We start from the raw sequence: 2,606 nt of genomic DNA on the forward strand, positions 1-2,606 counted from the left end.
CTGTACTTTAGTCAAGTTACTATCCACCGAATACCTCCTCCAAGTCTTTATCAGATAGTTTAGTAAAGTCTAGCTTTTGATCTACCTTTATTTTTTGCTCTACTTTCTGATTATTAGAATATTTATCAGGAGCTATATTAGTCAATCCAAACTTAATAGCATTTACATCTCCTAGAATTTTTTTCTTTGATTTACTTGTTTCAAAAGATCTAGCACCTTTAGCACTCTCTTTAGTTATTTCTTTTGTTTCTATTACATTACATCCAAAGGCTCTTTCATCTAACGCTCTTTCATATTTAAATACTCTCTGAGCTCCAGCTCTAGTTTCGTCCAATACATCTGCAAACTGAGGTTTAGTCTTATAATAATTATAGAAACTGCTATTGGATATCCCCAGTAACTCAGCTAATTCAAGATTACTATATTTAATCTCCCCTCCTAATGTTAGTTCAGATGCATATTTCTGTAAGTTCTCTAATAGTTCAGGTGAATAATATGAGTTAGCTTTCTTTTTAACTTTATGAATTACGATTATAGAAGGAATATGAATATAGCTGCTCAAGTCTCCCCATTCATGCCTATTTACCCAATTCTGTATTCTCTGAGGTGTTAGCCCATTCTTTTTAGCAATATATGATTTATTTATCTTTCCTGTCCTCATAAGTTCTGTTACAGTCCCTTTATATGACTCATAGTCTTTGAGATCAAACTTCAGACTTTTTAATATTGCATATAACTTACATTGAAACTCTTGTTTTGCTTTTCTGTACTTACTTGTGTTTTTTATATCCATCTTTACCTCCTAACCAAAAAAAAGAGTCCACAAATCTTTCCCTTTCAGGAAGAAATTTATGGACTCTAGGTCTCGCTTATTCATTTTCTATATTTTACCATATTTCAGGATGCTTCAGGATATTTCTTAATATTATTCCTTTTTTACGAGTAATAAAAGTATTATCCTTAATTTGTTTTATTTATTATTCTGTTTAAAAATTGACTTCTTAAAAATTTAAAGTTAATATAAGTCTTAATTAAAAATATTCTTTATAGGATAGTAGTTTATAAAAAATATTTAAAATCATAGGAGGAACGATAATGAGCTTTGATAATTATGCAAAAAATTGGGATACTGATATTAGAATAAATAGGGCAAAAGTCATAGCTAATGAAATACAGAATGTATTAGGATATAGAAAAAATTGTGCAGCTATGGAGTTTGGTTGCGGAACTGGTCTTATAGGTTTTAACCTTATCGATTCGTTTAAAAGTATTACCCTTATTGATTCTTCAAAAAATATGATAGCGATACTGAATGAAAAAATAAAGAAATATAATATTAATAATATGAAAGCTTATAAATTAGACATTACTTCCAATGAAAAAATAGTTGGTAAATATGATGTTATATATAATTCTATGGTTCTTCACCATATTTGGGATACTGAGAGTATAATAAAAGAGTTTTATGAACTACTTAATGATGAAGGTGAACTGTGTATTGTAGATTTAAATAAAGAAGATGGAAAATTTCATAAAAAAGAAATAGGATTTGAAGGACATAATGGATTTTCTCAGAATAAATTTAAAGATATTTTAACAAATGCTGGTTTTAAAGATATTGAAATAAATACTTTCTTTTATGGTGAAAAAAATATAGACAATGAAAAAATTAATTATTCTTTGTTTATAGTAAATGCTAAAAAAATATGATTGTATTGAAAATTCATTGAATAAAGAAATAAAATTAAGGCTCTTTTTGGAGCCTTGTTTATTTGCTATTTCGTCAAAATAGCCATTATTAGGTATTAAATGGATCATATCCAGATCCTTAATCTCCTCATTTGATATCCTATCTATTCTCTTATTTGCTATACTACTGTGAAATAGCAAGTTATTATTTAAGGTTATATATTGTCTTATGGCTACACTTTGAGTTCTTACATGCAAAAGTCCATGTAACTCCATTGGATTTAAAATTAGTTCTTCCTCTGATCTCCAGCCATCCATCTTTTTCTTTTGCTAACTTGGTTCCACACTTCTCACATACGATCCATTTTTCCATAAATCACTCCTCTATTTCCTATGACACATAAACTGAAAACCTTGGACACCCTTGTTTATGCCCTGAGCCCAATAATACCAATGAGGTGTCCAAGGTCTATTTTAGCTCAACATCCTATTCTTAGTGAGCTTAAGCCGTTTTCTTAATCTCGTTTGTTTATTGGACAACCTTGGACACTTTTTTTGAACCTATACTTAACTAAGTTAATCATTCAGTAGCCCTTCTATGTCCCAATAGTACCAATGGTCAAAAATGACTTTACTGGGCTAAATGGGTATCCAAGCAAAAATCACCTCTATGGTGCATACAACCCCTACTTAATGTGTAATCTACTGTTTATACGTTTAGCCTTAATTTTATTAGGGTTGATCAAATATCAAAAACTACGGCATTTGGTGTCCAAGCTTACCTTGGAAACTGCTAAAATGCTGTTTATATACTTATAGGTATTTTTTTGATATCTTTTTAGCTTTTTTCTTCCTTTCTTCCAGTGATCTTCTTTTATATATTTCCAAAGTTTCTATTCCTTTGTGTCCCAAATTTT

3 protein-coding genes are annotated in these 2,606 nt (G+C 29.5%); 1 reads left to right on the forward strand and 2 read right to left on the reverse strand.

Annotation, left to right across the window (positions count from 1 at the left end; translation table 11 throughout):
- Positions 1-19: 19 nt before the first annotated feature.
- A complete protein-coding gene (locus tag WBG30_RS10665) occupies positions 20-793 on the reverse strand; it encodes a hypothetical protein (protein WP_424504640.1) in 774 nt (257 codons plus the stop codon).
- Between the two features lie 302 nt (positions 794-1,095).
- Here WBG30_RS10665 and WBG30_RS10670 point away from each other — a divergent pair, with 302 nt between their 5' ends.
- Positions 1,096-1,710 (forward strand): class I SAM-dependent DNA methyltransferase, encoded by a 615-nt coding sequence (locus tag WBG30_RS10670; RefSeq protein WP_424504641.1) that lies wholly within the window; start codon positions 1,096-1,098, stop codon positions 1,708-1,710.
- Positions 1,711-1,894: 184 nt separating this feature from the next.
- On the opposite strand, the gene WBG30_RS10675 is transcribed toward WBG30_RS10670, so the two are convergent.
- A complete protein-coding gene (locus tag WBG30_RS10675) occupies positions 1,895-2,062 on the reverse strand; it encodes a hypothetical protein (RefSeq protein ID WP_424504642.1) in 168 nt (55 codons plus the stop codon).
- Positions 2,063-2,606 lie beyond the last annotated feature (544 nt).

This window comes from Psychrilyobacter sp., from assembly GCF_049671765.1.
Classification (GTDB): domain Bacteria; phylum Fusobacteriota; class Fusobacteriia; order Fusobacteriales; family Fusobacteriaceae; genus Psychrilyobacter.

Bases quoted from the DNA above. Each gene is read 5' to 3' on its own strand.
- WBG30_RS10665 (WP_424504640.1), bottom strand. From the start codon at position 793: ATGGATATAAAAAACACAAGTAAGTACAGAAAAGCAAAACAAGAGTTT.
- WBG30_RS10670 (WP_424504641.1), top strand. From the start codon at position 1,096: ATGAGCTTTGATAATTATGCAAAAAATTGGGATACTGATATTAGAATA.
- WBG30_RS10675 (WP_424504642.1), bottom strand. From the start codon at position 2,062: ATGGAAAAATGGATCGTATGTGAGAAGTGTGGAACCAAGTTAGCAAAA.